This is a genomic window from Streptomyces sp. NPDC059850 (genome assembly GCF_042731515.1).
Classification (GTDB): Bacteria; Actinomycetota; Actinomycetes; order Streptomycetales; family Streptomycetaceae; genus Streptomyces.
This window is the reverse complement of record NZ_JBHWJI010000022.1, coordinates 89,195-111,818: the sequence shown is the minus strand read 5'-3', so window position 1 is coordinate 111,818 and position 22,624 is coordinate 89,195. Positions and strand designations below refer to the sequence as shown.

23 protein-coding genes are annotated in these 22,624 nt (G+C 71.9%); 9 read left to right on the top strand and 14 right to left on the bottom strand.

Features of this window, described 5'->3' with window-relative positions:
- The first annotated feature begins 129 nt into the window (after positions 1-129).
- On the top strand, positions 130-1,593 hold the full coding sequence (gene der, locus ACFV9T_RS20335) for a ribosome biogenesis GTPase Der (RefSeq protein WP_385442193.1): 1,464 nt from the start codon (positions 130-132) through the stop codon (positions 1,591-1,593).
- Positions 1,594-1,656: 63 nt separating this feature from the next.
- Here the strand turns inward: der and ACFV9T_RS20330 are convergent, their stop codons facing one another.
- Together ACFV9T_RS20330 and ACFV9T_RS20325 are read right to left on the bottom strand one after the other, a co-directional pair.
- Positions 1,657-2,022: a hypothetical protein gene (locus ACFV9T_RS20330; protein WP_385442191.1), complete on the bottom strand. Its 366-nt coding sequence runs from the start codon at positions 2,020-2,022 to the stop codon at positions 1,657-1,659.
- A gap of 61 nt (positions 2,023-2,083) precedes the next feature.
- A complete protein-coding gene (locus tag ACFV9T_RS20325; RefSeq protein WP_385442190.1) occupies positions 2,084-3,010 on the bottom strand; it encodes a hypothetical protein in 927 nt (308 codons plus the stop codon).
- A 222-nt stretch (positions 3,011-3,232) separates the two neighbouring features.
- Here ACFV9T_RS20325 and ACFV9T_RS20320 point away from each other — a divergent pair, with 222 nt between their 5' ends.
- From ACFV9T_RS20320 to ACFV9T_RS20310, 3 genes are all read left to right on the top strand, one after another.
- Complete coding sequence (locus ACFV9T_RS20320) at positions 3,233-4,471, top strand: glycosyltransferase family 4 protein (RefSeq protein ID WP_385442188.1); 1,239 nt, start codon at positions 3,233-3,235, stop codon at positions 4,469-4,471.
- 80 nt (positions 4,472-4,551) lie between these two features.
- Positions 4,552-5,412, top strand: coding sequence for a hypothetical protein (locus ACFV9T_RS20315; protein ID WP_385442185.1), 861 nt, complete (start codon positions 4,552-4,554; stop codon positions 5,410-5,412).
- Between the two features lie 94 nt (positions 5,413-5,506).
- Entirely contained in the window at positions 5,507-6,478 is a 972-nt protein-coding gene (locus ACFV9T_RS20310; protein WP_385442183.1) for a helix-turn-helix transcriptional regulator, read from the top strand.
- Here the strand turns inward: ACFV9T_RS20310 and ctaD are convergent.
- The 9 genes from ctaD to ACFV9T_RS20265 form a co-directional block, all read right to left on the bottom strand.
- A complete protein-coding gene (gene ctaD, locus ACFV9T_RS20305) occupies positions 6,432-8,174 on the bottom strand; it encodes a cytochrome c oxidase subunit I (protein ID WP_385442181.1) in 1,743 nt (580 codons plus the stop codon). The two genes, ACFV9T_RS20310 and ctaD, sit on opposite strands and share 47 nt — an antisense overlap.
- Before the next feature lie 103 nt (positions 8,175-8,277).
- Positions 8,278-8,556 carry a gas vesicle protein K gene (locus ACFV9T_RS20300; protein WP_055553182.1) on the bottom strand — a complete coding sequence of 93 codons (279 nt, stop codon included), beginning with the start codon at positions 8,554-8,556 and terminating at the stop codon, positions 8,278-8,280.
- On the bottom strand, positions 8,553-8,783 hold the full coding sequence (locus tag ACFV9T_RS20295; RefSeq protein ID WP_385442179.1) for a gas vesicle protein: 231 nt from the start codon (positions 8,781-8,783) through the stop codon (positions 8,553-8,555). Before ACFV9T_RS20295 ends, ACFV9T_RS20300 begins: the two co-directional genes overlap by 4 nt.
- Complete coding sequence (locus ACFV9T_RS20290) at positions 8,780-9,604, bottom strand: GvpL/GvpF family gas vesicle protein (RefSeq protein WP_385442177.1); 825 nt, start codon at positions 9,602-9,604, stop codon at positions 8,780-8,782. The genes ACFV9T_RS20295 and ACFV9T_RS20290 overlap by 4 nt, the downstream gene beginning before the upstream one ends.
- On the bottom strand, positions 9,601-9,987 hold the full coding sequence (locus tag ACFV9T_RS20285) for a gas vesicle protein (RefSeq protein WP_385442176.1): 387 nt from the start codon (positions 9,985-9,987) through the stop codon (positions 9,601-9,603). Before ACFV9T_RS20285 ends, ACFV9T_RS20290 begins: the two co-directional genes overlap by 4 nt.
- Positions 9,966-10,154 (bottom strand): gas vesicle protein GvpG, encoded by a 189-nt coding sequence (locus tag ACFV9T_RS20280; RefSeq protein WP_385442173.1) that lies wholly within the window; start codon positions 10,152-10,154, stop codon positions 9,966-9,968. The genes ACFV9T_RS20285 and ACFV9T_RS20280 overlap by 22 nt, the downstream gene beginning before the upstream one ends.
- Before the next feature lie 17 nt (positions 10,155-10,171).
- Positions 10,172-10,891, bottom strand: a complete 720-nt coding sequence (locus ACFV9T_RS20275) for a GvpL/GvpF family gas vesicle protein (protein ID WP_385442171.1) — start codon at positions 10,889-10,891, stop codon at positions 10,172-10,174.
- Complete coding sequence (locus tag ACFV9T_RS20270; protein WP_385442169.1) at positions 10,891-11,364, bottom strand: gas vesicle structural protein GvpA; 474 nt, start codon at positions 11,362-11,364, stop codon at positions 10,891-10,893. Before ACFV9T_RS20270 ends, ACFV9T_RS20275 begins: the two co-directional genes overlap by 1 nt.
- A 52-nt stretch (positions 11,365-11,416) precedes the next feature.
- Positions 11,417-11,719, bottom strand: coding sequence for a gas vesicle protein (locus tag ACFV9T_RS20265; protein ID WP_385442167.1), 303 nt, complete (start codon positions 11,717-11,719; stop codon positions 11,417-11,419).
- Positions 11,720-12,057: 338 nt separating this feature from the next.
- On the opposite strand from ACFV9T_RS20265, the gene ACFV9T_RS20260 reads away from it, so the two are divergent.
- Positions 12,058-12,273: an I78 family peptidase inhibitor gene (locus tag ACFV9T_RS20260; RefSeq protein WP_385442165.1), complete on the top strand. Its 216-nt coding sequence runs from the start codon at positions 12,058-12,060 to the stop codon at positions 12,271-12,273.
- 148 nt (positions 12,274-12,421) lie between these two features.
- Here the strand turns inward: ACFV9T_RS20260 and ACFV9T_RS20255 are convergent, their stop codons facing one another.
- Together ACFV9T_RS20255 and ACFV9T_RS20250 are read right to left on the bottom strand one after the other, a co-directional pair.
- Positions 12,422-13,468 carry a phosphatase PAP2 family protein gene (locus tag ACFV9T_RS20255; protein WP_385442162.1) on the bottom strand — a complete coding sequence of 349 codons (1,047 nt, stop codon included), beginning with the start codon at positions 13,466-13,468 and terminating at the stop codon, positions 12,422-12,424.
- A 313-nt stretch (positions 13,469-13,781) separates the two neighbouring features.
- Positions 13,782-14,966, bottom strand: a complete 1,185-nt coding sequence (locus ACFV9T_RS20250; protein WP_385442160.1) for a hypothetical protein — start codon at positions 14,964-14,966, stop codon at positions 13,782-13,784.
- Between the two features lie 362 nt (positions 14,967-15,328).
- Between ACFV9T_RS20250 and ACFV9T_RS20245 the strand changes: the two genes are divergently transcribed.
- Both ACFV9T_RS20245 and ACFV9T_RS20240 read left to right on the top strand, forming a co-directional pair.
- A complete protein-coding gene (locus ACFV9T_RS20245; protein ID WP_385442158.1) occupies positions 15,329-17,071 on the top strand; it encodes an MFS transporter in 1,743 nt (580 codons plus the stop codon).
- Positions 17,072-17,168: 97 nt separating this feature from the next.
- The gene (locus tag ACFV9T_RS20240; RefSeq protein WP_385442155.1) at positions 17,169-18,356 is read left to right on the top strand and encodes an acyl-CoA dehydrogenase family protein; all 1,188 of its coding nucleotides are present in this window, start codon (positions 17,169-17,171) and stop codon (positions 18,354-18,356) included.
- A gap of 16 nt (positions 18,357-18,372) precedes the next feature.
- On the opposite strand, the gene ACFV9T_RS20235 is transcribed toward ACFV9T_RS20240, so the two are convergent.
- Complete coding sequence (locus tag ACFV9T_RS20235) at positions 18,373-18,807, bottom strand: cell division protein SepF (protein WP_385442153.1); 435 nt, start codon at positions 18,805-18,807, stop codon at positions 18,373-18,375.
- Between the two features lie 233 nt (positions 18,808-19,040).
- On the opposite strand from ACFV9T_RS20235, the gene ACFV9T_RS20230 reads away from it, so the two are divergent.
- Both ACFV9T_RS20230 and ACFV9T_RS20225 read left to right on the top strand, forming a co-directional pair.
- Positions 19,041-20,276 (top strand): DUF5685 family protein, encoded by a 1,236-nt coding sequence (locus tag ACFV9T_RS20230; RefSeq protein ID WP_385442151.1) that lies wholly within the window; start codon positions 19,041-19,043, stop codon positions 20,274-20,276.
- Positions 20,277-20,722: 446 nt separating this feature from the next.
- The gene (locus tag ACFV9T_RS20225; protein WP_385442148.1) at positions 20,723-22,624 is read left to right on the top strand and encodes an FAD/NAD(P)-binding protein; all 1,902 of its coding nucleotides are present in this window, start codon (positions 20,723-20,725) and stop codon (positions 22,622-22,624) included.

The following is a 22,624-nucleotide window of genomic DNA, read 5'->3' as shown; positions in this document are numbered from 1 at the left end:
TTTATCAAAACCCTGGGTGGGGGTTCACACTGGTTTCCGGCCGGGGGGACCCGGGCCCCAAAAAACCTAAACACCCCCGCCCCCCCCCGGGGGCCCCCCGGCACTGAGGGACGACGAGGACATCACTTCATGAACGACCAGATCCACAGCGGCGGCGACGAACACGGAGAGCTGGGCGACGCCGAGTACGCGGAGTTCATGGACCTCGCCGCGCAGGAGGGCTTCGACCTGGAGCAGGTCGAGGGCGACCTCGCGGCGGCGGGCCACGGCCCGCTGCCGGTGCTCGCCGTCGTCGGCCGCCCGAATGTCGGCAAGTCGACCCTGGTGAACCGCATCATCGGCCGCCGTGAGGCGGTCGTCGAGGACAAGCCGGGCGTCACCCGCGACCGCGTCACGTACGAGGCCGAGTGGTCCGGCCGCCGCTTCAAGGTGGTCGACACCGGCGGCTGGGAACAGGACGTGCTCGGCATCGACGCGTCCGTGGCCGCGCAGGCCGAGTTCGCCATCGAGGCCGCCGACGCGGTGGTCTTCGTGGTGGACGCCACGGTCGGCTCGACCGACACCGACGAGGCCGTCGTCAAGCTGCTGCGCCGGGCCGGGAAGCCGGTCGTGCTGTGCGCCAACAAGGTCGACGGCCCGAGCGGCGAGGCGGACGCGGCGATGCTGTGGTCGCTCGGCCTCGGCGAGCCGCAGCCGGTCTCGGCCCTGCACGGCCGCGGCACCGGCGACATGCTCGACGCGGTGCTGGAGGCGCTGCCCGACGCCCCGGCCCAGACCTTCGGGGGCACGGTCGGCGGCCCGCGCCGCATCGCCCTCATCGGCCGCCCCAACGTCGGCAAGTCCTCGCTGCTCAACAAGGTGGCGGGCGAGGAGCGCGTGGTCGTCAACGAGGTCGCGGGCACCACCCGCGACCCGGTGGACGAGCTGATCGAACTCGGCGGGGTCACCTGGAAGTTCGTGGACACCGCCGGTATCCGCCGCCGCGTCCACCTCCAGGAGGGCGCCGACTACTACGCCTCGCTGCGCACCGCGGCCGCCGTGGAGAAGGCCGAGGTCGCGGTCATCCTCATCGACACCAGCGAGCCCATCAGCGTCCAGGACCAGCGGATCATCACGATGGCCGTGGAGGCCGGGCGCGCGATGGTCATCGCGTACAACAAGTGGGACACCCTCGACGAGGAGCGCCGCTACTACCTGGAGCGCGAGATCGAGACCGAGCTGGGGCAGATCCAGTGGGCCCCCCGGGTCAACGTCTCGGCCCGCACCGGCCGCCACATGGAGAAGCTCGTCCCGGCGATCGAGACGGCGCTGGCGGGCTGGGAGACCCGGGTACCGACCGGGCGGCTGAACTCGTTCCTCGGCGAGATCGTCTCCTCCCACCCGCACCCGATCCGCGGCGGCAAGCAGCCCCGCATCCTGTTCGGCACCCAGGCCGGTACCCGGCCGCCCCGCTTCGTCCTCTTCGCCTCCGGCTTCCTGGAGGCGGGCTACCGCCGCTTCATCGAGCGGCGGCTGCGCGAGGAGTTCGGGTTCGAGGGCACCCCGATCCAGATCTCGGTGCGGGTCCGCGAGAAGCGCGGCCGTAAGAAGTAGCGGTGAGAAGTAACCGTTGAAGGGGCGCCACCGGAACCGGTGGCGCCCCTTCAACGGTGGCGCTCAGTAGCGCCCGTCGCGCTGGCCGGGTGGGAGGGCGGGGAGGTAGGTGCGGTAGTAGAGCCCGCCGGTGTCCCAGGCTCCGCCGTGGCCGCCGCTGGTCAGGCCGCGGGGCTGGCCGATGGCGCTGAACGCGACGAACCCCAGATCCTCCTCGTCCGACCGGTCACCGGGCAGCGCCCGGAACAGCCGCCGGTACTCCGCGTACAGCGCGTCGTAGATCGGCGTCGCGGAGTGCCGCCACGGGTCGGGCGACGCCTCCAGCGCCGGGCGCATGGCCGGGATGTGGGCGTAAGAGGGGGAGCGGTAGGGGAGGTCGTATCCGTGCACGTATGTGCCAACGACCAGGCCGCCCAGGGGATGCGGCATCGGCGGCGAATGGGCCGCTTGGGTCAGGCAGCGGCAGCCCGGGACGGGGTGGGTCACCGGATCAGGTGCCCGCGAGCGGCATCGAGGCGCCGACCAGCGCGCCGCGCGCCGCGGCCCGGTCCAGGGCGGCCCGCAGCTGGTCCTCGCGCGGCTGGGTGCCGATCGTGCCCGCCGCCGCCGCGTACACCAGGACCTGCTGGGAGCGGCCCACCGCGCTGCGCCAGCCCTCGCTGAGCGGCATCGGGTTGTGCGCCTGCCACCAGGCCACCGGGGAGCCGCCGTTCGCCGCGGGCATCAGCACCGCGTGCAGCTGTCCCATGGCGAGCAGCACCGACCAGCCGGGAATGGCCACCGGAGGACGGCCGAGGTCGACCACCGGCAGGAAGCCCTGTTCGATGAGGAGCTGGAGGAAGTCGTCGCCGTGCCCGGTCGCACCGGGCCGGGTGATCGGCCCGGTCGGCTCGACGACCAGCGCCGGGCGCTGCTCCCCGCCCACCAGCACCACCCCGCTGGTGACGCCGAGCACCGCCTGCTGGGGCGGCGGCGGGGCGGAGTGCGGGGCGGTGTACGAGGCGGAGTACGGGGCCGGGTGGTGCGGAGCCGCGTGCGGGGCGGAGTAGGCGTAAGAGGCGGCGGGCGGCTCCGGCGCGTACGGCGCGGACTCCTCGGCGGTGATGGACCGTACCGCACCCGCCAGCTGCTCCTCGGAGACCGGGACGACCTGGGAGGGAACGCAGGTGGCGTGCGCGAACGCGAGCACGGCGGTCTCCTGACCCACGAACAGCACCGTGCTGGTGCGCTCCTGGTCGGAGTTGCCTGGCGTGCGGCAGGACGTGCAGTCGTAGGCGCCCGGGGCGTTGTCCCCGGCGAGCAGCCGGTCGGCTTCTTCATCGCCGATCTCGGCGCGTACGTCATCGCTGACGTCGAGCATGCGCGGCACGGGTGGCTCCTCGGTCTCGGTCCGTGGGCCGGGCGGTCCCCGGCTCATACGTAGACAACGGCCATCCACGGCGGGGGTCACGCGGCCTGCTCCCGCCACCCCTGTGATGCACGAGTTCCCCCGGAAGTTCCCTGAATTGGCTACCGATTTCCTTTCTGTTGGGGAACAAGACGGTGTTGGTACCCAACCCGACAGCCACTTTCGGGGTCTTACCTCGTGGTAGGCGGACGAGATACCCGTCCGCAGGGAAACGGTGGGATACGGGACGGAATGCACATATCATTCCTGATTCACAACGCGTACGGGATCGGCGGGACGATCCGGACCACGTACAACCTCGCCCGCACGCTGAGCGAGCAGCACGACGTGGAGATCGTCTCGGTGTTCCGCCACCGGGATCAGCCGATCTTCGAGCCCGGACCGAACGTGCGGCTCAGCCATCTCGTCGACATCCGTAAGAACAGCCCGGGTTACGAAGGCGACGACCCCGCCTACACGCAGCCCGCGAAGGTCTTCCCGGTCACCGAGGGCCGGTACAAGCAGTACAGCGCGCTCACCGACCGCCGCATCGGCGAGCATCTGCGGGGGATCCAGGCCGATGTGGTGGTCGGCACCCGCCCGGGCCTCAATGTGCACATCGCCCGTGAGGCGCGCCGCGGCCCGGTCCGGGTCGGCCAGGAGCATCTGACGCTGAGCACCCACTCCAAGGGGCTCAAGCGGACGCTGCGCGGCTTCTATCCGCGGCTCGACGCGGTGACCACGGTCACCGAGGCCGACGCCAAGGACTACCGCGACCAGATGCGGCTGCCGGGCGTACGGATCGAGGGCGTGCCCAACAGCGTTCCCGCGCCCGGCGTGGAACCGGCCGACGGCACCGGCAAATGGGTCGTCGCGGCCGGTCGGCTCGCCCCGGTGAAACGGTACGACCTGCTGATACGGGCGTTCGCCAAGGTCAGCGCGGCCCGCCCGGACTGGCGGCTGCGGATATACGGCGGCGGCGAGCAGCGCGCCAAGCTGCGCGCCCTCATCGACAAGCTCGGCCTCTACAACCACGTCTTCCTCATGGGCCCCGCCAACCCCCTCGACCCCGAGTGGGCCAAGGGCTCCATAGCGGCCGTCACCTCCAGCCTGGAGTCGTTCGGCATGACGATCGTGGAGGCGATGCGCTGCGGCCTCCCGGTGGTCGCCACCGACTGCCCGCACGGCCCGGCCGAGATCATCGACAACGGGGTGGACGGCCGCCTGGTGCCCTCCGGCGACACCAACGCGATCGCCACCGCGCTGCTCGACCTCATCAACAACGACGAACTGCGGCAGCAGATGGGCCAGGCGGCGCTGCGGGACTCCGCCCGCTTCGACCCGTCCCGGGTGGCCGGCCGCTACGAGAGCCTCTTCGCCGACCTGGCGACGCGCGGCGGACTGCGCGGCTCGCTGCACCGGGCCCGCGGCTCGCTGGTCGGCGGGGCGATGGCGACGACCGAGGCGATGCGAAGGGTGCGAATGGCATGAGCGGAAGAGGGAGCGTGACAGCGAGAACGGCCGAGCCCATCGAGCCTGTTGAGCGCAGGGAACCTGTCGAAGGGGACAGCATGAGTGAAGCCACCGAGGTCGCCCCGACGCGCGCCGACTGCGTCGCGGACTCCGCCGGTGGACTCACCTTCCACATCTCCGACTGGGCCCGCCCGGAGCCGGGGAGCTACGACGACTGGAGCGGGGCGCTGGTCCTGACGCTGCGCGGCGCCGAGCCCGCCGCCGACGGCGAGGTACGGCTGCCGCTCGGCCCGACCGCAGACGGCAGGCTGCAGGCCGCGCTGCCCGGCACCGTCGCCCTCCCCGAGGGCCGCTGGGACGTGTTCGTCGCGTACGGGGACCAGGAGCCGCGGCGGCTCGCACCGGGCCTGCACGATCTGCGCTCCCTGGTCGACCGCAGGCCGGGCCCCAGCACCTCGCCGCTGTCCGTCCGCATCCCGTACGCCACCAAGCACGGCAACCTCAGCCTGCGCACCTGGCGCCGGGCGCCGCACGCCGAGGCGGGGGAGATCCGGCTGGAGGACGGCGCGATGGCGGTCGGCGGGCGGCTGTACCGGGTGGAGAACCCGGCCGAGTGGCTGGCCGGTGCGGTCGTCGAGGCCCGCTGCCGCCGCGACAAGGCCCTCGTGCACACGGCGCCGGTGACGGCGGACGGCGCGGCGTTCTCCTTCACCCTCGCCTATGAGCGGCTCGCGGAGCACTGGGGCGGGGCTGCGGACCTGTGGGACCTGCGGCTGCGCCCGGCGGACGAAGCGGTGGCCCCGGTGCGGCTCGGCCGGATACTGGACGACGTCGCGGACAAGAAGGAGATCTTCACGTACCCGGTGCGGACGGTCGACGCGCCGCACGGCACCGCCACGGTCCGTCCGTACTACACCGTCGACAACGATCTGTCGGTGCGGGTCTCCGACCCGGACTGAGCGCGCCGGACTGAGCGCGCCGATGACGAGGGCTGTGGACCCTTGAGCCTCTTGAGGACAGTAGCCGTCCTCAAGGGCTGGCAGACTCGGCCCCATGTTGGAGACCTCGGCCCGTCTGCTCCGTCTGCTCTCCCTTCTCCAGGCCCACCGCGAATGGTCCGGCACGGACCTCGCCGACCGGCTCGGCGTCACCCCGCGCACCGTGCGCCGCGACGTCGACCGGCTGCGCGAGCTGGGCTACCCCGTGCACTCCGCCCCCGGTACGGCGGGCGGCTACCGGCTGGGCGCGGGCGCCCAGTTGCCGCCGCTGCTGCTGGACGATGAGGAGGCGGTCGCGGTCGCGGTCGGGCTGCGCCAGGCCGCGGGCGGCGTCGAGGGCATCGAGGAGACCTCGGTGCGCGCCCTCGCCAAACTGGAACAGGTGCTGCCGGACCGGCTGCGCCGCCGGGTGAGCGCGCTGAGTTCGTTCACCGTGCCGATGTTCGGCGCGACCCCGGGCCCCGCGGTGGATCCGGCGGTCCTGATCGAGCTGGCGAGCGCCTGCCGGGACGCCCAGCGGCTGCGCTTCACCTATCGCGACCACGGCGGTACGGTCACCCGGCGCACCGCCGAACCGCACCGCCTCGTCGCCGCGCAGCGCAAGTGGTACCTGGTCGCGTGGGACGTGGACCGGGAGGACTGGCGTACGTACCGGGCCGACCGCATCACCCCCACCCCGCCGCACGGCCCCCGCTTCCCGCCGCGCCGCCCGCCCGCGGAGGATCTGGCGGCGTATGTCGCCCGGGGCGTGTCCGGCGCCGTCTACCGTGAGCGGGCCACGGTCCTGCTGCGGGTGCCCGTCGCGCGGGCGGCGGAGCGCATCTCGCCCGCGGCGGGGGTGCTGGAGGCGGTCGACGAGCACAGCTGTCTGCTGCACACCGGCGCCCACGCCCTCGAAGTGCTGGTGCTCCACATCGTGCTGACCGGCTTCGACTTCGAGGTTCGCGAACCTGCCGGGCTCACCGAGCACATCCGCGCGATCAGGGACCGCCTGGACCGGGCTCTGGGCGATCGGGCTTCGGGCTGACCGCGCCGCGCGCCTTCAGCTGCTGGTCGCGCTCCTGCTCGATCTGGGCCACCTCGGGGTGGTGCAGGTCGAAGGCGGGCGACTCGCTGCGCACCCGGGGCAGCGTCAGGAAGTTGTGGCGGGGCGGCGGGCAGGAGGTCGCCCACTCCAGCGAGCGGCCGAACCCCCAGGGGTCGTCCGCCTCGACCTTTGTGCCGTACCGGGCCGTCTTCCAGACGTTGTAGAGGAACGGCAGCGTCGAGATCCCCAGCAGGAAGGAGCCGATCGTGGAGACCGTATTGAGTGCCGTGAAGCCGTCCGCCGCCAGATAGTCGGCGTAGCGGCGCGGCATCCCCTCCGCGCCCAGCCAGTGCTGCACCAGGAAGGTGAGGTGGAAGCCGGTGAACAGGGTCCAGAAGTGGATCCTGGCCAGCCGCTCCTCCAGCATCTTCCCGGTGAACTTGGGCCACCAGAAGTAGAAGCCCGCGAACATCGCGAACACCACGGTCCCGAAGACCACGTAGTGGAAGTGGCCGACGACGAAATAGCTGTCCGTGACGTGGAAGTCCAGCGGCGGCGAGGCCAGGATGACGCCGGTCAGCCCGCCGAACAGGAAGCTCACCATGAAGCCGACCGCCCACAGCATGGGCGCCTCGAAGGACAGCGAACCGCCCGTCATGGTGCCGATCCAGTTGAAGAACTTCACCCCGGTGGGCACCGCGATCAGAAAGGACAGCAGCGAGAAGAAGGGCAGCAGCACCGCCCCCGTGGCGAACATATGGTGCGCCCAGACCACCATCGACAGGGCGGTGATGGCCATCGTCGCGCCGATCAGCGTCAGATAGCCGAAGACCGGCTTGCGCGAGAATACCGGGATGATCTCGGTGATGATGCCGAAGAACGGCAGCGCGATGATGTAGACCTCGGGATGGCCGAAGAACCAGAACAGGTGCTGCCACAGCAGCGCCCCGCCGTACGCCGAGTCGAAGACCATCGCCCCGAACCGCCGGTCCGCCTCCAGCACCAGCAGCGCCGCCGCCAGCACCGGGAACGCCATCAGGATGAGGATCGAGGTGAAGAGGGTGTTCCAGGTGAAGATCGGCATCCGGAACATCGTCATCCCCGGGGCGCGCATCGTGATGATGGTCGTCAGGAAGTTCACCGCGCCGAGGATGGTGCCGAAGCCGGAGAGCGCGAGCCCCATGATCCACATGTCGGCGCCGATGCCGGGGGAGCGCACCATGCTGTTGAGCGGGGCATACGCGGTCCAGCCGAAGTCCGCGCCGCCGCCGGGCGTCATCAGCCCGGCCACCACGATCAGCCCGCCGAACACGTACAGCCAGTACGACAGCATGTTGAGGCGGGGGAAGGCGACGTCGGGCGCGCCGATCTGCAGCGGCATGATCTCGTTGGCGAACCCGGCGAAGGCGGGCGTCGCGAACAGCAGCAGCATGATCGTGCCGTGCAGGGTGAACGCCTGGTTGTAGGCCTCCTGGGAGAGGATCTGGATCCCGGGCCGGGCCAGTTCGGCGCGCATCACCAGCGCCAGCACGCCGCCCGCCAGGAAGAAGCCGAACGAGGAGATCAGATAGAGATGGCCGATCTTCTTGTGGTCGGTGGTGGTCAGCCAGTCGGCCAGCACCCGGCCCCGGTCCCGGAGCGACCGCCGCGCCCGTCCGGCCGGTCCGGCCGCGGGACGCGCGGTGTCTGTCACCATCGGGGCTCCCTGGGGCTGGCACGGGGTCGGCTCCGGCCCATGATCGCCCTGTTTGGGGTGATCCGCGAGGCTATGTCCCGGGTGTCATGCCCTCAGGGTGCTGTCACTCTCTCGGGGGCAGCAGCGGGCCGAGCGGCCCGAGGTCGAGGTTCAGGTCGGACTCCTTGATGCCGTAGCGGTCGCACAGCGTGCCCATACGGTCCTCCAGCAGCATCAGGGTCTGCCCGATCCGCTCCTCCTGGTCCTCCGTCAGGTCGCCCTGGTCCACCCGGCGCAGCGCCTGCCGCTCCATCAGCTGCCGCAGCAGCTCGACGACGGTCAGCACCAGCTTCATCAGATCGCGCTCGACGGTGTCCTGGTCCAGCTCCAGCTTCCGGCTCACGGTTCCTCCGGTTCCAGCGGTTTCAGCGGTTCGTCCCAGGGGGACGGCACGTTCTCGTTCACCGAGCTGATGAGCGCGCGCAGATCGATGCGTACGAGGTCCACGTCGGCGATGCGCAGGGTCACATCGCCGGTGATGACCACGCCGCCCGCGAGCAGCCGGTCCAGCAGGTCCACCAGGGCGATCTGCCGGTGCGCGAGCGGGCTCGTGGTCATGGGCGTGGTCATGGCCCGGACCGTTCGTTGCCCTCGGCGGCGACGAAGGAGTACGGCGCCCACGGGCCGGTCAGCTCCAGCCGCAGCCCGCTCTCGCGCCCGGCCAGCTGGCCCACCCGCTCCGCGAACGCCTCGCTCTCCTCGCGCGGCAGGAGATACGCGGCGTTGAGCACATTGCGGTCCGCCTCGCCGGAGAGCCGTACGTCCTGCGGCGGATGCAGCCTGGCCCCCTCGGTGAGCGCGGTGAGCGTCTCGTGGACCCGGCGCGCGCCCTCCTCGGAGTGCCCCCAGCGCTGCTCGGAGGCGCGCCGCTGGGCGCCGCGGCGGCGCAGATAGTCGCGGCCCGAGACGGCGGCGGAGGGCTCGGCGGACGGCTCCTGGGCGGGTGCGGGCGCCGCGTACACCTTGACGCCCCACTCCACCCGGCCCTCCAGCCGGTCCAGCGCCGCTATGAACCGGTCCTGGCCACTGGCGAGCAGCCGCCGCAGCCCCTCCTCGCCACGGCAGACGGTGGCCATCCGGACCGGGATGACGCAGGCGTCCGCCCCTGCCGTGTCGACCACCTGCTGATGGGCGCGGGCGACGCCCTCCAGCCAGGTCAGGTCCTCCAGCCGGGCGCGCAGCGGCCCCTCGTCGAAGTCGGCGGCCGGTACGGGGCCCGCCAGCACGGCGAGCCCCAGATGGCGGACGGCGCGCACGGGTTCGCCCGCGACCCCGCGCACCCGCTCCAGGGCGGTGCGCGGGGTGTCGGCCTCGCGGACGACGGCGTACGCGTACTCCAGCGTGCCGGTCGCCTCAGCCGCTTCCGTCGCGTGGGTCGTCGCGTGGGTCATCCGGCCGCCTCCTCGTTCGTGGGGCTCGTGCCGTTCGTGCCGTTCTCCACCGCCGGTGCGGGCGCCGGTGCCGGGTCGCGGCGGGCGCGCGACGACAGCGACGGGTCGTGCTCCCACCAGTCGATGCCCATCTCCTTGGCCTTGTCGACGGAAGCCACGATGAGCCGCAGCTTGATCGTGAGGAGTTCGATGTCGAGCAGATTGATGCGGATGTCGCCCGCGATGACCACGCCCTTGTCGAGCACCCGCTCCAGGATGTCGGCGAGGTTGGCCGATTCACCACGGGTGGCGAGCCCGGACGCGCCGGGCGCACCGTACGGCGCCGACGAGCCGAACCCCGACGGCGAGCCGTACGCGGTGGTCACCGGGTCCCGTTCGCCCATTGCTGCGCCTCCTCCATCCGGTCGAGCAGCACGTCTTCCTGCCGCTCGAACTCGGCCTCGTCGATCTCCCCGTCCTCCAGCCGGGTGGCCAGGGCCATCAGTTCGCGCTGGATCGCGGCCGGGTCGTAGTACTCGCGTTCCGCCGCGGCCAGCACCTGTCTGAGCACCCAGCCGATCAGCAGCATCAGGCCTCGACGAAGCTGTAGGGCGGCAGCGGGCCGTTCACCCGCAGCTTCATCCAGGGGTGGGCGTTCTCCAGGTCGGCGATCGCCTCCAGCAGCGGCTCGGTCCCGTCCTTGGCCAGCAGGGCCGACAGGCTCACGAACCAGCCGCCGCCCTCCGGGCCGGGGCGCATCGCCTCGGCGGTGGGGGCCAGTGCCTCCTCCACGAGCCGCGCGTCGCGCACCTCACGGGCCCGCACCGCGTTCGCCACCAGCTCGCCGAAGCGCATGCGCTCCTCGTAGGTGCCGCCGCCCGCGGCCCGGTTGGCCTCGGCCATCAGCCGCAACTCGGGCTCCTCGGAGAGCACTTGGTGGAGCACCGCGTCCTCGTCGTGCACCGCCTTGACGTTGTACTCCACCCGGTCGGCCAGCCGCCGCAGCTGGTCCTCGTAGCGGTCGGCGTGCCGGTTCAGCACCGTACGCACGTCCGCGTCGCTGGCGGAGACCGAGCCGAACCGCATCGGCAGCACCGAGCGCTTGTCGCTCACCTCGGTCAGCACGTGCTGGTGGGCCAGCAGATCGCGGCGCCGGGGCTTCAGCTCCGGCGGGCAGTCGCTGACGACCGCGGTCAGCTCGCCCTCGTTCAGGGCACGGACCGGCAGCGGCGGATCGCCGATGCCGAGCAGGGTGTCGCCGAGGTCCGGGAGGGCGCCGCGGGCGATCCCGTACACATAGGTGCTCATCAGCTCTCCTCGGACTTCCTGGAGGTGGACTGGGTGGACTTGCGGGCCGCCGGACGCCGGGAACGGCTGCGTGCGGGCGCTTCCTCTGGCTCAGGCTCCTCGTCGCCCCGGAGCGCCTCGGCGACCGAGTGGGCGGCCTTGGAGACGGTCTCCCCGGCGCCGGACAGCGCGCCCTTGGTCTTGCTGCGGGCGGCGCCCTCGGTGGCGCCGTCGAGGATCTCGGGGATGCCGGGGGACTTGTTCGGCCCGGACTCCAGGTCGAGGCGGTTGCACGCCTCGGCGAACCGGAGGTAGGTGTCGACGCTCGCCACCACGACCCGGATGTCGATCTTGAGGATTTCGATGCCGACCAGGGAGACGCGGATGAACGCGTCGATCACCAGGCCGCGGTCGAGGATCAGTTCCAGGACGTCGTAGAGGCCGCTGCTGCCGCCCCCGCCCCTGCTCTGCTGTGCCGGAACAACCGTGGTCATGTCGTGTGTGTCCTCTCGTGTCCGGCCGCGCCGGCCGTTCCCCCTGTGTCAGTCAGCCGCGGTCACTTCGCCCGCGTTCGTAACGGCGGATGCGGCGGTAGCCGGTGAGCTGGCCGTCCGGGTCGAGAGTCACCTCGTACAGGGCCATCAGGCTCATCGTCTCCGGCACCCGGGCCAGCTCCACCACCTCGACGTCCAGGACCCAGCCGTCGTCGGTCTGCTCCAGCCGGGGCATCGACTCGGGGTACAGGCCCGTCAGTTCGGCGAGCTGTTCCCGGGCGGATCGCATGAGCGCCAGTGGGCTCGGGCCACCGGTCGCCGTCTCCTTGCGGGTTCCATCGGATGTGTCTGTCATGTTCGCCTCGATGGCGCCGGGTACCGCGGTCCCGGCGGGGTAAACCTCGGGGTTCGAATTCCCCGATTTGTGTCGGAATTGTGCGCTCCGGATCGCGGGTGCCCACTCGGCGCTGGCATATTCCCGCGGCGGTTGAATTCCTCTCGTGGCATGTCATGGGCCGCCTCGCGCCCCTACCAGAACCTCGCCTTTGACAAGGGATATCGACGAAAACTCTCCGTCATCTTTCGAGCGTCAACACGCGGCTCGTAAGAGTGACAAAGTCGATGACAAACCCGGGCGTGTTTTCTGTGACACAAGTGTGACGAATGACTTCGACTGCGCCTACCGTGGCTGTCATGGGACCTGTACCGAACCTTCCGGCCGAACCCGAAGACGACCTCGACAGCTATGTGGGGCTTGATGCCAAGGCCGCCGAGGACGTGGCGCGCGAGCGCGGCTGGACCACCGTGCGGGCGCTTCCGCCGGGCGCGATCATCACGATGGAGTACCTGCGCGGCCGCATCAACTTCGAGGTCGCCGACGACGCCGTGCGGCGCTGCTGGCGCGGCTGACGGCCCGGAGGCGGCCTTCGCGCCCGGGGAGGCCCCCGCGCGCACGGAAACGGCCCCGGAAGCTCTCTCAGGAGCTTCCGGGGCCGTCGGCCGTCGTATGCGCCGCGGGCCGCGGGGGTGTGCGTACCGGCCCGTGGGGTGCCCGGGGCTAGCCGCCGGTGGCCGGGGTGCGGCCACGCCCGGCCGAGGGGCCGAACGGGGTCGTGGTGCGCGGCACGCGGTCGGCGTGCGGCGGACGGCGGCTGCCGACCGGGGTGACCGGGGTGCGCTCGGAGCGGACGGTGTGCTGCCGCCCGGTGTGGTGCGGCCGTGCCTCGGGCACCCGCCCGGTGCCGCCCGGGCGGCCGACCACGCTCACCGGTTCGAGGACCGGGGACTCGTCGTCGCGGGCGGTCCGCGGGGTGGCCAGGGAGGGCCCGGGGACGGGCCGCGCGGAGGGCACCGGCACCGGCGCCCGGCCGTAGCGCACCCGCCGGTACAGGCCCAGCAGCAGCATCTCGGCCCGGGCCATCGCAGGTTCCAGCCACGGCAGGGCCAGCAGGACCAGCACTCCGGCGGCCCAGCCCAGCACCACGTCGCTCAGCCAGTGGGTGCCCAGGTAGACGGTCGTCATGCCGACGCCGAAGGCGAAGCCCGCGGCGATCAGCGAGGCGATCCTGCGGGCCAGCGGAGTGGTCGCGAGGTAGGCCAGCACACCCCAGGTGACCACGGCGTTCGCGGTGTGACCCGAGGGAAATATATCGCCGACGTCCCACATCTCATTGGAGCCGACGCTCGTCGCGTAGTGCGGGCCGAGCCGCCCGAAGCCGATCTTCACGGCGCCCACGGTGATGTTCAGCAGCAGCAGTGAGGTGCCCAGCACCAGCCCTGGCCGCAGGGTCCGCTGCTGGTAGCAGCACCACCCCAGCCAGGCGGCCACCGCCACCGCGGTGGGGCCGCGCTGGCCCATCACCACGAAGTAGTCCAGGAGCATGTGGAACTCCGGCCACTGCTTGTAGGGCCGGAAGAGCATGATCTGCCAGTCGAGCTTCACCAGCCACGAGGTGGTGAGCACGCCGATCACGGTCGCGGCATAGACCGCGAGGGTGGTTCCGAGCAGCCAGAAGCGTGTTCGGGTCATCCGCGGTCGCGCGAGATCGCGCCGCGCGAGATCGGTAGGTCGCTCCTCCATGAGGAGCTTGTCTTCGGTACGCACCTAATCGACGTTACATTGCGTGACAGGGGGGTTCAGTCGATCAGGTCGCTTTGTGATGACGATGTGATGTGGGGTGCGTCTCGTCGGTCGGCTTTTGGCCGTCCCTTTCCAAGGAATGCAGGAGGCCCCGGCACATTTGTGCGCTGGCCTTCCTATCAGCGATCCGCGATCTCTTTATGGAATTCTTACAGGGGTGTTTATCGGCGATTGGCCGTGGCGTTCCTCACCGTTTCCCGGGGTGTCGCCCGGACGTCAGGCGGGCTCCCGGCGCCCGGGTCGGCGCCCCGCCGGACTGCCGGACCGGGTGGCCGGATCAGGGCGGTCCCGAGCCGTGCAGCCACCAGGCTCCGTACACCGCGGAGGCCAGCGCCACCGAGCCGAGGACCAGCGCGGTGCGCGCCGGACGCAGCCGGGCCAGGGCGATCGCGAGCGGGATCAGCACCGGGAAGGCGGGTATGAGCAGCCGCGGCTTCGAGCCGAAGTACCCCTTGGCGGCCAGCGCGAGGACCAGCACCGAGCCGCCGTACACCAGCAGCGGCAGCGGCTGGCGCTGCCGTACGCAGCACACATACAGCCAGATCAGCGAGGACACGGCGAGGAGCAGCGCTATACCGGCCACGAACGGCGGCTGCACCAGCAGCCCGCCGATGAAGACCGCGAAGGCCAACCCGCCGTCGAAACCGTTCCCCCAGCCGTTCTGGACGTCGAAGTAGCCGCTCGGGCTGCCGGTTCGCACCGCCACCCAGACCACATAGCCCAGCCAGCCCAGCGGCGCGATCGCGAGCCCCACCAGGACGCGCCGATGCGTACGGAGCGCCTGGCGCCACCGCCCGCCGGGCAGCAGCTCCACCGCCGCCGTGATCCACACCGCGGCGACCGCCGCCGCCCCCACCGGCCGGGTGAGCCCCGCGAGCGCCGCCAGGACGCCCGCCCACACCCAGCGCCGGGTCAGCACCGCATACACCGACCAGGCGGCCAGTGCCGTGAAGAGCGACTCCGAATACGCCATGGACTGCACGATCCCGACCGGCAGCGCGCCCCACAGCACCGCCAGCGTGATGCCCACCCGGCGCCCGTAGACCAGGTCGCCGACCGCGAAGATCCCCCACGCGGCCAGCAGCGAGGTGACCGAACTCACGAGCAGCCCCGCGTCCGGCACGCTCAGCGGCGTCACGGCCGCTATGCCGCGCTCCAGCAGGGGGAGCAGCGGGAAGAAGGCCAGGTTGGAGTGAACCGCGCCATCGGCCAGATGGATCGTGTAGCCGTATCCCTCCTCGGCGATGCGGGAGTACCAGAGCGAGTCCCAGCGGGCGGAGAGGAGCTGGTGTGGACTCCTGCCCGCGGCCGCTCCCCAGACCGCGAGAACCACGAGGCCGAGCGCGCGCGTCCCGGCATACAGCAGCAGCGCCGGGGCGGCCCGGCGCAGCGCGGCAAGGGCCACGCCGCCGGGCCGCCAGGCGCCGGGCGACGCGGTGTCGGCTTGGGCGAGATCAGTCACGGCGACGATTATCGAGGATGTTTCCGGGGCCCGCCGGGCCTGTGGATAACCGTCGGACGAACAACGGAGGGACGGCGGGAGGACGGGGGAAGGCGGCCGGGGGCGACCGGCGCACGGTTGGCGTACGGTCGGTGGACGGCGGGAAGACAGGGGACAAAAGGGGAGCGGCGGAACCTACTACACCGCCTTCACCTGCGGCGATGCCCACAACATGACCTGCGGCACACGCCCCGCGCGGCGACTCGCGTACCCTGACCTCTCCACTCGTGCCTTCGTCGCCGGGCCGCCGGACGTCCCTATGAAGTGACGTTCGTCCCGTCCCGGCGCGACGCGAGCGCAAGACCAGGCAGGGAGGTGCGTACATGTCCGGGACGACCACGGCCCGCACTCGGCGGACGGCGGCCGTTCCCCGGCAATGGCGCGGTACCGAGGCGGGCGGCGGCGCGAACCGCTGGGTCGTCCTCCTCGTGCTCTGCGTCAGCCTGCTGCTCGTCGCCGTGGACGCGACCGTGCTGCACGTCGCGGTTCCGGCCGTGACCGAGGACCTGCGGCCCGGCGCGATCGAACTGCTGTGGATCGTGGACGCGTACCCATTGGTCTGCGCCTCGCTGCTGATCCTCTTCGGCACCCTCGGCGACCGGGTCGGCCGCCGCCGGGTCCTGCTGCTCGGCTACGCGTTCTTCGGCGCGGCCTCGGCGCTCGCCGCCTTCGCCGCCACCCCGCAGATCCTCATCGTGGCCCGCGCCCTGCTGGGCGTCGGCGGCGCGATGATCATGCCCGCGACGCTGTCGATCCTGCGCCAGGTCTTCCCGGACCGCCGGGAGCGGGCCATGGCCATCGGCATCTGGAGCGCGGTCGCGGCGGTCGGCGCGGCGGTCGGCCCGCTGCTCGGCGGCTTCCTGGTCGAGAACTTCTGGTGGGGCTCGGTCTTCCTGATCAACCTCCCGCTGATGGCCGTGGCGCTGCCCGTCGGCCGCTGGCTGCTGCCGGAGTCCACCGGTGAGCGGAATGGCCCCTGGGACGTGCTGGGCGCGATCATGGCCGCCGGCGGGCTGTTCGGCCTCGTCTTCGGGGTGAAGCGGATGGGCAGCGGCTCGGGGCTGCTCGACGCCGTCACCGTCACCCCGGTCCTGCTGGGGCTGCTGGTGCTGGTGCTCTTCGTCCGCCGCCAGCGGCGCCGTACGCATCCGCTGGTCGACCTCAAGCTGTTCACCCGGCCCGCCTTCTCGATCTCCGTCGGCTGCATCGTGGTCGCCCTGCTCGCGCTCGTCGGCCTGGAGCTGATAGCCGCGCAGTACCTCCAGCTCGTCCTGGGGCTCAGCCCGCTGCAGACCGGGCTGAGGCTGCTGCCGCTCACCTTCGCCGCCATGGCCGCCGGGCTCGTCGGCTCCCGGATGCTCCAGCGGCTCGGGCCCCGCGCGATGGTGGCGCTCGGCTTCGTGCTCACCGCCGTGGGCGTCCTGTCGCTCATCACCATGGGCCAGACCGACCAGCCCGTGGTGCTGGTGGGCGGATTCGTCGTCCTCGGCTTCGGCCTGGAGACCACGCTGTTCAGCGCGTACGAGTCCATGCTCAACGAGGCCTCCGCCAAGTCGGCGGGCGGTGCCGCCGCCATCGGCGAGACCTCCTACCAGCTCGGCGCCGGGATCGGCATAGCCCTCCTGGGCAGTGTCATGAACGCCGCCTACAAGCCGGGCGTCTCCTCGGTGCCCGGGGTGCCCGGACACGCCAGCTCGGACGCCAGCCAGTCGCTGGGCGCGGCGTACGAGGTCTCCGCCCAGCTCGGCGGGAAGGCCGGGGACGCGCTGCTGGCCGCCGCCCGCGCGTCCTTCGTCCACGGTCTGCATGTGACGCTCGCGGTCAGCGCCGGTCTGCTGCTGATGGGCGCGCTGGCCGCGCTGCGGCTGCCGAAGACCATGGAATGCGCGCCCGCCGACGAGGTCGGCCCGGACGGCGCGTGTCCCGCCGGGGCCGCGGACGCTCCCTGCACCACGGACGCCCCGGAGATCGCGGCCTCCTCCGGGACCGCGGGCACCGCGGACGCGCCCGACATCCCGCCGCAGCGCGACCCGGCCGCCGCCGTCGGCGCCGAGTCCCGGAGCTGACCCCGGTGTTCGGCTGATCCACACGGTCTGGACGACAGGCGTTACCCGGCCGTAGCGTCAGCGGCCGGAAGCCACACCGAACCGGAGGTCGCTACCCATGTCCGCTGGCACCCTGCCGCCGTTCGACCCCGACGACCCGCTGGGCATCGACGACCTGCTGGAGCCGGAGGACCTGGCGGTCCGGACCACCGTGCGGCAGTGGGCCGCCGACCGCGTTCTGCCCCATGTCGCCGACTGGTACGAACGCGGCGAACTGCCCGGCATCCGGGAGCTGACCCGCGAACTCGGCTCCCTCGGCGCGCTCGGCATGTCCCTCAAGGGCTACGGCTGCACGGGCGCCAGCGCCGTCCAGTACGGGCTGGCCTGTCTGGAGCTGGAGGCCGCCGACTCCGGAATCCGCTCCCTCGTCTCGGTGCAGGGCTCACTCGCCATGTACGCCATCCACCGCTTCGGCTCCGAGGAGCAGAAGCAGGAGTGGCTGCCGCGCATGGCCTCCGGCGAGGTCATCGGCTGCTTCGGGCTGACCGAACCGGACCACGGCTCCGACCCCGCGGGCATGCGGACGTACGCCAAGCGGGACGGCGCGGACTGGGTGCTGACCGGCCGTAAGATGTGGATCACCAATGGCTCGGTGGCCGGGGTCGCGGTGGTGTGGGCCCGCACCGACGAGGGCATCCGCGGCTTCGTCGTCCCCACCGATACGCCCGGCTTCTCCGCCCCCGAGATCAAGCACAAGTGGTCGCTGCGCGCCTCGGTCACCAGCGAACTGGTCCTGGACGAGGTGCGGCTGCCCGCCGACGCCGTACTGCCCGAGGTCACCGGGTTGCGCGGACCGCTGAGCTGTCTGAGCCACGCCCGCTACGGCATCATCTGGGGCGCGCTGGGCGCGGCGCGCGCCTCCTTCGCGTCGGCGCTGGAGTACGCCCGGAGCCGGGAGCAGTTCGGCAAGCCGATCGGGGGGTTCCAGCTCACCCAGGCCAAGCTCGCCGACATGGCGGTGGAACTGCACAAGGGCGTGCTGCTCGCCCACCATCTGGGGCGGCGGATGGACGCGGGGCGGCTGCGGCCGGAGCAGGTCAGCTTCGGCAAGCTGAACAACGTGCGCGAGGCGATCGAGATCTGCCGTACGGCCCGGACGATCCTGGGGGCCAACGGGATCTCCCTGGAATACCCGGTGATGCGGCACGCGACGAATCTGGAATCGGTGCTCACCTACGAGGGCACCGTCGAAATGCACCAACTGGTCCTCGGCAAGGCGCTCACCGGACTGGATGCCTTCCGGTGAGACGGCCTTGCCGGGCTCAGCTCTGGTTGAAGAACCCGCCGATGCCGCGGGTGGGCTCCCCGCTGACGATCTGGTAGTCGGCGGGGGTGAGGAGGAAGACGCGGTTGGCGACGCGCTCGATGGAGCCGCGGAGCCCGAACGTCAGTCCGGCGGCGAAATCCACCACGCGCTTGGCGTCGGCGGACTCCATGGTCGTCAGGTTGACGATGACCGGGATGCCCTCCCGGAACATCTCACCGATTCCGCGGGCGTCCCGGAAGCCGTCCGGGGTGACCGTCGCGATCCGCGTGCCCTGGTCCTGTGCGGCCTGGTCGGCCACCCGCACCCGCGGGTCGGTCACCCAGGCGTCGCCGGGCTCGGGTCCCTCGGCGTAGTCGTCGTCGTAGTAGCGCTCGTCATCGCTGTCGTCGACGAGGCCAAGCCAAGCGCTCGCCTTGCGCACCGATCCCATGGACGCCTCCTCTCCTCTTAACGGTGTGTACTGTCCGCCCCTCTATCGTCGTCCATGATGCCGATGGTGTGCCACGTGGATTGCGGCCGCACAGCGGATTTGTGACGTTACCGGTGCACAACGTTTGGCGCCATATCAGGGTCGCACCTGATGAAGGGGGCTGACGGTGCGCTGGGTAGACTCCGCAGGCCGGACGGGTGACACCGGGGACGTACGGGTGAACGGGGACAGTTTTGTTTGGCATTATCCGGCCTTGTCGGCACCGGCTGTCGCAAAACCTGCGGACGGAATGGATGGCGCATCTGTGCGGGTTGTGCCTCGCGCTGCGCGGTGACCACGGTCAGTTTGCCCGCGTGGCCACGAACTATGACGGACTCGTCATATCCGTTCTGGTGGAGGCTCAGGCCGGTCGCTCCGAGGGCTGGCGGCGCACCGCCGGGCCGTGTCCGCTGCGCGGGATGCGCACCGCGTCGGTCGCCCGGGGCGAAGGGGCGCGGCTCGCGGCGACCGTCTCGCTGGTGCTGGCCTCCGCGAAGGTACGGGACCATGTGGCGGACGGCGACGGGGCGTTGGCCCGCCGGCCGGTCGCCGCAGCGGCCCGCCGGGTGGCCGGGCGATGGGACCGGGCGGGGGCCCGCAGCGGTGCCGAGGTCGGCTTCGACACGGCCGTACTGCTGGACGCGGTCGGGCGGCAGCAGGAGATAGAGGAGCTGGCCGGGACCGGTACCTCGCTGCTGACGATCACCGAGCCGACCGAGACCGCGACCGCCGCGGCCTTCGGACACACCGCCGTACTCGCCGGAAGACCCGGCAACCTGGCCCCGCTGGAGGAGGCGGGACGGCTCTTCGGCAGGCTCGCGCATCTGCTGGACGCGGTCGAGGACCTGGTCGAGGACGCCGACACGGGCGCCTGGAACCCGATCGCGGCCACCGGGGCGGACCTCACCGAGGTGCGGCGGCTGTGCGACGACGCGGCGCACGGGGTGCGGCTGGCCCTCAAGGACGTCGAATTCGCCGGTAAGGGGTCGGGCAGGCTCGCGCATGTGCTGCTGGCGCATGAGCTGCCGCGCGCGGTGGACCGGGCGTTCGGCACCACGAGCTGTACCCACACCGGGCAGGCCACGGACACCCCCGAGTCGTCCCAGGGCGCGCCGCCGCCGCAGTCGCCGTGGGTCACCCCGCCGGGGCCGGGCGGTCCCGGCGGCACGCCGCCCGAGCCGCCGGACCGGGGCAGGCGGCGCGGGCTGATGGCCGGGTGCGCGGTGTGGGCCGGGCTCTTCTGCACCTGCCAGGTGTGCTGCCGGGACCCGTACCACGACCCGTGGTCGGGGGAGCCGCGCGAGGGCTGGTGCCAGAAGTGCGATGACTGCTCTGACTGTTGTGAGTCGTGTGACTGCTGCTGCAACTGTGGTGAATGCTGCGGCAACTGCTGTGACGGGTGTGACTGCGGCTGCGATTGCGGCTGCTAGTCGACGCCCCGAAACAGGCGGTGCTGAAACAGGCGGTGCTGAATCAGGCCGTGCGAGGGGAGGGGTGGAGCGCTGAAGCGTGTGGGAAGGCGCGTGACGACGCGGATGTAACGGCCACACCGGCACGGCCGGTGGGCAGGCGAAGCCTCAAGAGCCCGAGGGGCAGCGGAGGCGGGCTGAGTTAGCCCGAACAGGACGACGACCACACCCGACCGAAGTCGATGTGGTCGCGCGTGACCAGTCGCTGCCATGAGTACATGGGGTAAGTGGAGCAGCCTTCCGCTTCCGCGTCAACCGCCGTGAGACGCGCCGCTCACATTCCGGACGGCCTTGACAGTGGTCCGTGGAGAAGCCGTAGCCTCAGCGTCACGCCGTGCTGAGGGGCTCGGCTTCCGTGTGTGTGAAGGCAATGCGTGTGTTCACTTACGAACTCACGGAGCCTACGCATGTCCGCCACCCCGGACCTCCCTTCCCCATCGCCGCACGCCGTCGTCATCGTCGGCGCGGGCCCGCGCGCCACCGGGCTCGTGGAGCGGATCGCGGCCAACGCGCCGGAACTGTACGGCGACGGCGCCCCCGTCACCCTCCACCTGGTCGACCCGCATCCGTCCGGCGGCGGCCGCGTCTGGCGCCCCGACCAGTCCCCGCTGCTGTGGATGAACTCCATGGCCGAGGACGTCACCATGTTCACCGACGAGTCGGTGGAACGGGACGGTCCGGTCCGCCCCGGCCCCTCCCTCGCCGAATGGGCCGACCGCGTCCGCAGCGGAACCCTGCCCGCCGCCGAACTGGCCGCCCTGCCGCCCGAGACCGTCGCCGAGGCCACCGCGCTGACCGGCCGGAGCTTCGCCACCCGGCGGCTGCAGAGCGCCTATCTGCGCTGGGTGTACGAGCGCTCGGTGGCCGCCTTGCCGCCCGGGATCACCGTGGAGGAACACCGGTGCCGCGCCGTACGGGTCACCGGACCGCGCGACGGCCGCCAGCAGGTGTGGCTGGAAGGGCGCGCCACCCCGCTCGTCGGGGACGCCGTGGTCCTCGCCCTCGGCCACCTCGACGCCGAGCCCGACCCCGAGCAGCGGGCGCTGGCCGCGTTCGCCGCCGAACACCATCTCGTCCATCTGCCGCCCGAGTTCACCGCCGACAGCGACCTGAGCCGACTGCGGCCGGGCGATCCGGTCATCGTCCGCGGCTTCGGCCTCGCCTTCGTCGACCTGATGGCGCTGCTCACCGAGGGGCGCGGCGGACGGTTCGACCGGGGGCCCGACGGAGAGCCGGTCTACCGGCCCTCCGGGCGCGAACCCGTGCTGTACGTCGGCTCGCGCCGGGGCGTCCCGTACCACGCCAAGATCGGCTACCAGCTGACCGGCGAACGGCCGCCCGTGCCCCGCTTCTTCGGCCCCGCCCAGGTCGACGCGCTGCTGCGGCGCTCCGCTCCGCCCGACTTCCGGCGCGACATCTGGCCACTGATCGACAAGGAACTCGGGTTCGCTCACTACCACCGGCTGTTCACCGTCCACCCGGAGCGCACGGCCGCCGACTGGAGCGACTTCGAGGAGCGGTACGCCGCCAGCCCGCCCGGCAGCGCCGAACTGCGGGCCGTGGTGGCCGCCGCCGTCCCCGACCCGGCCGACCGGCTCGACCTCGACGTCCTCGACCGTCCGCTCGACGGGCTGCGCTTCCCCGGCCATGACGCCCTCCAGGAGGGCTTGCGCGGCTACATCGAGGCCGATCTCGCCCGCCGCCACGACCCCGAGCACAGCACCGACCTGGCCGTCTTCCTCGCCCTGCTCTCCGTCTACGGCCAGCTCACCCGGCTCGGGGACCTCGGCGACGGCGGCTGGTGGCACGGCTTCTTCAGCTATCTCGCCTCCGGCCCGCCCGGACCGCGCCTCGAACAGCTCCTCGCGCTGTCCCGCGCCGGGGTCGTCCGCTTCCTCGGCGCCGGGCTGACCGTGGAGACCGACCCGCGCCGAGGGGTGTTCCGGGCCCACAGCGCGAGCGCCCCCGGGAGCGGCGTCGAGACCCGCGCCCTGGTCGAGGCCCGGCTGCCGGAGCCGACCGTCGACCGCTCCCGCGACCCGCTGCTGCGCGCGCTCCACCGGGACGGCGCGGCCGCCACCGGTGCGGGGCTGCTCGCCGTCAGCCCGGACGACGCCCGCGTCCTGGACCGCGCCGGGCGCCCGCATCCGCGCCGCTTCGCGCTCGGCCCGCACACCGACGGCCGCTCGTCCGGTGCCTTCGCCCGGCCCCGTACCAACGCCCCCGCGTTCCGGCAGAACGACGCGACCGCGCGCGCCCTGCTGCTGAGCCTGCGCGAGCTGTCCTGTCGCGCCTCGCTCACCGTCTGA

What these genes read in the sequence shown, in the direction of transcription:
- der (WP_385442193.1), top strand. Translation starts at nt 130, where the DNA reads ATGAACGACCAGATCCACAGCGGCGGCGACGAACACGGAGAGCTGGGC.
- ACFV9T_RS20330 (WP_385442191.1), bottom strand. Translation starts at nt 2,022, where the DNA reads ATGCCGCATCCCCTGGGCGGCCTGGTCGTTGGCACATACGTGCACGGA.
- ACFV9T_RS20325 (WP_385442190.1), bottom strand. Translation starts at nt 3,010, where the DNA reads ATGAGCCGGGGACCGCCCGGCCCACGGACCGAGACCGAGGAGCCACCC.
- ACFV9T_RS20320 (WP_385442188.1), top strand. Translation starts at nt 3,233, where the DNA reads ATGCACATATCATTCCTGATTCACAACGCGTACGGGATCGGCGGGACG.
- ACFV9T_RS20315 (WP_385442185.1), top strand. Translation starts at nt 4,552, where the DNA reads ATGAGTGAAGCCACCGAGGTCGCCCCGACGCGCGCCGACTGCGTCGCG.
- ACFV9T_RS20310 (WP_385442183.1), top strand. Translation starts at nt 5,507, where the DNA reads ATGTTGGAGACCTCGGCCCGTCTGCTCCGTCTGCTCTCCCTTCTCCAG.
- ctaD (WP_385442181.1), bottom strand. Translation starts at nt 8,174, where the DNA reads ATGGTGACAGACACCGCGCGTCCCGCGGCCGGACCGGCCGGACGGGCG.
- ACFV9T_RS20295 (WP_385442179.1), bottom strand. Translation starts at nt 8,783, where the DNA reads ATGACCACGCCCATGACCACGAGCCCGCTCGCGCACCGGCAGATCGCC.
- ACFV9T_RS20290 (WP_385442177.1), bottom strand. Translation starts at nt 9,604, where the DNA reads ATGACCCACGCGACGACCCACGCGACGGAAGCGGCTGAGGCGACCGGC.
- ACFV9T_RS20285 (WP_385442176.1), bottom strand. Translation starts at nt 9,987, where the DNA reads ATGGGCGAACGGGACCCGGTGACCACCGCGTACGGCTCGCCGTCGGGG.
- ACFV9T_RS20275 (WP_385442171.1), bottom strand. Translation starts at nt 10,891, where the DNA reads ATGAGCACCTATGTGTACGGGATCGCCCGCGGCGCCCTCCCGGACCTC.
- ACFV9T_RS20270 (WP_385442169.1), bottom strand. Translation starts at nt 11,364, where the DNA reads ATGACCACGGTTGTTCCGGCACAGCAGAGCAGGGGCGGGGGCGGCAGC.
- ACFV9T_RS20265 (WP_385442167.1), bottom strand. Translation starts at nt 11,719, where the DNA reads ATGACAGACACATCCGATGGAACCCGCAAGGAGACGGCGACCGGTGGC.
- ACFV9T_RS20260 (WP_385442165.1), top strand. Translation starts at nt 12,058, where the DNA reads ATGGGACCTGTACCGAACCTTCCGGCCGAACCCGAAGACGACCTCGAC.
- ACFV9T_RS20245 (WP_385442158.1), top strand. Translation starts at nt 15,329, where the DNA reads ATGTCCGGGACGACCACGGCCCGCACTCGGCGGACGGCGGCCGTTCCC.
- ACFV9T_RS20240 (WP_385442155.1), top strand. Translation starts at nt 17,169, where the DNA reads ATGTCCGCTGGCACCCTGCCGCCGTTCGACCCCGACGACCCGCTGGGC.
- ACFV9T_RS20235 (WP_385442153.1), bottom strand. Translation starts at nt 18,807, where the DNA reads ATGGGATCGGTGCGCAAGGCGAGCGCTTGGCTTGGCCTCGTCGACGAC.
- ACFV9T_RS20225 (WP_385442148.1), top strand. Translation starts at nt 20,723, where the DNA reads ATGTCCGCCACCCCGGACCTCCCTTCCCCATCGCCGCACGCCGTCGTC.